This window comes from Rhizobacter sp. P2_H3 (genome assembly GCF_056403355.1).
Genome location: NZ_JBFUFQ010000371.1, coordinates 1 through 3715 on the forward strand (window position 1 = coordinate 1; position 3715 = coordinate 3715).

Annotated in this window: 4 protein-coding genes and 1 pseudogene; all 5 read right to left on the minus strand. The window is 73.6% G+C overall.

The genetic code is table 11. The features are described 5' to 3' along the window. A partial coding sequence (locus AC1D1T_RS31020; RefSeq protein WP_477993222.1) for a DUF4350 domain-containing protein occupies positions 1-954 on the minus strand: 954 nt, incomplete at its 3' end. Further along, on the minus strand, positions 951-1754 hold the full coding sequence (locus tag AC1D1T_RS31025) for a DUF4129 domain-containing protein (protein ID WP_477824728.1): 804 nt from the start codon (positions 1752-1754) through the stop codon (positions 951-953). The genes AC1D1T_RS31025 and AC1D1T_RS31020, both read right to left, overlap by 4 nt. Continuing rightward, the gene (locus AC1D1T_RS31030) at positions 1744-2469 is read right to left on the minus strand and encodes a hypothetical protein (RefSeq protein WP_465110362.1); all 726 of its coding nucleotides are present in this window, start codon (positions 2467-2469) and stop codon (positions 1744-1746) included. The genes AC1D1T_RS31025 and AC1D1T_RS31030 overlap by 11 nt, the downstream gene beginning before the upstream one ends. Then, positions 2459-3514 carry a stage II sporulation protein M gene (locus AC1D1T_RS31035; protein WP_477824727.1) on the minus strand — a complete coding sequence of 352 codons (1056 nt, stop codon included), beginning with the start codon at positions 3512-3514 and terminating at the stop codon, positions 2459-2461. Before AC1D1T_RS31035 ends, AC1D1T_RS31030 begins: the two co-directional genes overlap by 11 nt. Further along, positions 3511-3715, minus strand: a pseudogene (locus AC1D1T_RS31040) (RDD family protein); the annotation flags it as partial. The gene AC1D1T_RS31035 and the pseudogene AC1D1T_RS31040, both read right to left, overlap by 4 nt.

The window sequence follows — 3715 nt, forward strand, 5'->3', positions numbered from 1 at the left end:
CCACCAGGCCAGCAGCAGCGCGAGGCCCGACAGCAGCAGCGCCGCCGCGCCGGCGCGCCAGAGCCAGCTCGTCAGCGGCGTGCGCGATTCCTGGTCGATGATCCACAGCCGCTGCCCGGGGCGCAGCTGCAGCGCGGCCGCGGCGATCAGGCCGTTGTCGCCGCGCGTCAGCATCCGGTTGCCGCGCAGGTCCCAGCCGGCCAACACGGTGACGCTGCCCCGGCCGTGCGGCACGCGCAGCACCTCGATGCCGCTCTCGGCATCGAGCTGCCAGGCTGCCGGCCCCTTGGCCTGGATGCGCGGCCACGGCGGGTGGGCGCAGCTCATGAAGCGGCGCGATGGCGGGAAGGCCGGCGCCACCGCGTCCGGCTCGGCCACCGAGCGGCACGGCGGGCCTTCCTGCAGCTGCTTCACGATGCGCTTGACGTCGGGCGAGCCGCCGGCCGCCGGGCGCGAGGCCTGCGCCGCGGGTACTGCAGGCGCCTCCTCATCCTCGTCTTCATCCTCGTCGTCCGGATCTTCCGTCGTGCGCGCCCCCGATGCCGCGTGCGGCGCCGCCGGCTTGACAGGCTTGACGATGCGCACCGGCAGCCAGCTGCCGAGCTCCGACTCGGCCAGGTCAGTCGCCGGCACCACCAGTTGACCGCCATCGGCCACCCAGTCGCGCAGCCGCTCACCGCGGCCGGGAAAGATGCCCCACTGCCAGGTCGCGAGGTAGACGGTGGCGCCGGCCGGCGGCATCTGCGCCAGGTCGGTCGGCCGCTCGACCGTCGCACCGAGCCGGCGCGCCAGGTCTTCCAGCGCGAGCATGTCGTTCTTCGCGGCCTCGGGCGACGGCGGCTTCGCCGTGTCGACCTCGACCCACTCGGTGCACGACGCGAGCCACAGCAGGCCACCGACCAGCACCGCGGCGATGCCGGCGCGCAGCAGGTTGTCGCGGGTCAGCAGCGTCATGCGGCCTCCGCCACCGGGGCCGGCGCCTGCAGGCGCGCGTCGAACTCGCTGCACAGCGCCAGCACCTCGTCGGTCTGCGGCAGCCGCGCGCCATACACCGCCAGCTGCCACGCACCGACCAGCCGCGCGACGTACCCGGCCGGCTCGGCGCGCAGCCGCGCGCGCGCCAGCGCCACGCACTCGCCCTCGGTGCTGGCAGCGCGGATCGGCAGCGCATGCACATGCACCAGGCGCGACAAGGCGCCGCGGTACAGCAACGACAGCGCGGCCCGCTGCTCGCCGCGCTGCCACAGCGCCGCGGCGGCCGCGCCGATCCGGTCGGGCAGGCTCTCCGGGCGGATGTCGAGGTCGCGCACGTGGCTCGGCAACGGGGCGGCGCGCTGCGGCAGCGCACCGGCGCGTTCGCGGATCCAGTAGCGCAGCCCGACGATCAGCACCGCCACCAGCACCGCACCGATCGCCCACACGACCAGTCGCCCGGCCGCGGTCATCCAGCGCCCGAACTCGCCCAGCCACTTGAACCAGGCCGGCATGCCGGACGGCGGCTCGGACTTCTTCGCCTCCGAATCGCGCTCCTTGAAGCGCCAGGTCTTCTGCTTCTGCGTGCCGCCGAAACGCGGGTCGGCGCGCAGCGTGGCCAGCTCGGCCTCGACCGCGTCGCGCGATGGGCGGCCGTCCGCGGCCACCGGGACCACGATGGCCGAAGCCGCCGGCGCCGCCACATCAGCCGGCACCTGCTGGGCCTGCACCTGGGCCCCCAGCAAGGCCAGCGCCAACCCCCACGCAGCGCTAGAACGCACGGCGGAACTCCTGCTCGATGTCCCAGGCCTCGAGCTGCACGCGGCGGTTCAGGTACATCGCGAAGCCGGCACCGACATAGAACGGCTCGAGCATCAGCACCACCAGTGCATAGCCGCTGGCGGTGGCGAACGACGACGACAGGCTGCCGCCGGTGAACCAGTCCCACGCCATGCTGCGCAGCCCCTCGGGCAGCAGCAGCGCGATGAAGGCCATCAGCCCGATCCCGAGGAAGGCCTCGGCATGCGCGAACGCCAGGTGCATCATGCCGGCCGGCCCGCGCTGCGCGCGCAGCATCAGTGCGCGCCGCTGCCGCCGCGCCTTGCCGCGCTGGCCTTCGAGCTGGTAGATCGGCTGCGTGTACGAGCGCCACGGCGACAGGCGCCGCCACGTCAGGCTGGTGAACAGCTGACTCCACCAGACCTCGCGCTGCGCGCGCCACAGGTCGGCGAAGCGGGTCGACTGGCCGAAGGCCGCGCGCGACAGCACGAACAGCACGCTGCGGTCCATCCAGGGCTTGAGCCAGAAGATCAGCACGCTGGGCAGCCAGCTCGCGATCTCGACGCTCGACAGCGCGAGCAGGAACACCGCGGCGAACACCGGCGTGCAGGTCGCCCACACCGAACGCGCATGGGCCTGCACCAGGCGCACGCCCAGGTCGCCGGCCTCGTGCATCGGGCGCGGGCGCAGCTCGACGGCGATCGCATCAACCTGCATCCAGGCCCTTCTCATCGGCGGCGCGGCGCGGCCGGCCCTGCCAGCCGAGGTAGGCGATCACCAGCGCCCAGCAGGCCGCGCCGACGCCGTACTTGACCTGCGGCTCGACCCAGCGGGCCGACGACCAGAAGGCCTCGACCGCGGCAGCGATCAGCAGGAACGCGATCACGCCGTACATCACGACGATGGCGTGCGACGACGCATGCCGCAGCGCCTCCAGCCGCGTGCGGCGGCCCGGCGCGATCAGCGCGTGGCCGAGCCGCAGCCCGGCGGCGCCGGACATCACGATGGCGGTCAGCTCGAAGGCCGAGTGCGTGACGATGAACGAGTAGAACGCCTCGCCGTGGCCGCGCGCCGTCAGGTAGCCACCCACCGCGCCGCCCTGCAGCCCGTTGAAGACCAGGAAGAACGCGCTGCCGATGCCGCCGAACAGCCCCGCCGCGAAGCACTGGAAGCCGATGCCGATGTTGTGCTGGATGTAGTAGCCGAACATCTGCCAGTCGGTCTCGGCGCTGCGCGGCTTGCCGATCGGGTCGGCGCCAGGGCCGTACATCTGGTCGAAGTTGCGCACCTGCTGGGCGTCCATCAGGTGCAGGATGAAGCCGGGGTCGCGCCAGCAGGCCCAGCCGACGAGCAGCGTCGGCACGATGAACAGCAGCGCCGCCACCAGCAGGTAGCCGCGGTGCGCGCGCACGCTCTGCGGGATGTCGACCAGCAGCAGCCGGCGCAGCCGCCCGATGCCGAAGCCCGGCTCGTGGCGGCGGTAGATCAGCTGGTGCGCGCGGTGCGTGAGCTGCTCCAGGCGCTGCGTCAGGCCGATCGGGTAGGCGCGCGCCTGCGCCAGCGCCAGGTGCTCGCAGGCGCGGCGGTACAGCACGCTGAGGCGGGCGCCGTCGATCGGCGCGGGCTTGACCTTGGTGCGCGCCTTCTTGTCGGCCTGCTGGTCTTTCTTCTGGCGCGGGCGCGCGCCCTCCACGCGGTCGAGCATCGCCTGCAGCTCGTCCCACAGCGGCGTGTACGCGGCCTCGAACTGCAGCGGCGTCATCGGGCGGCGTCCCCGCGGCGGCCGAGCAGCCAGTGCGCGACGCCGAGCAGGCGCTGCGTGGCGTCAGGCGCACCGGCCCCGGCATCGGTCGCCGAGCGGGCCAGCACCGCCAGCTCGTCGAAGCGGGCCGGCGTGAGCCGCTGGCCGCGCATCGCCCAGTTGACGATGGCCGCCTGCTCGCGCAGTGCGAGCGGCCGGGCC

Excerpts from the sequence above, each read along its gene's own strand:
- AC1D1T_RS31030 (WP_465110362.1), bottom strand. The coding sequence starts at position 2,469 with ATGCAGGTTGATGCGATCGCCGTCGAGCTGCGCCCGCGCCCGATGCAC.
- AC1D1T_RS31035 (WP_477824727.1), bottom strand. The coding sequence starts at position 3,514 with ATGACGCCGCTGCAGTTCGAGGCCGCGTACACGCCGCTGTGGGACGAG.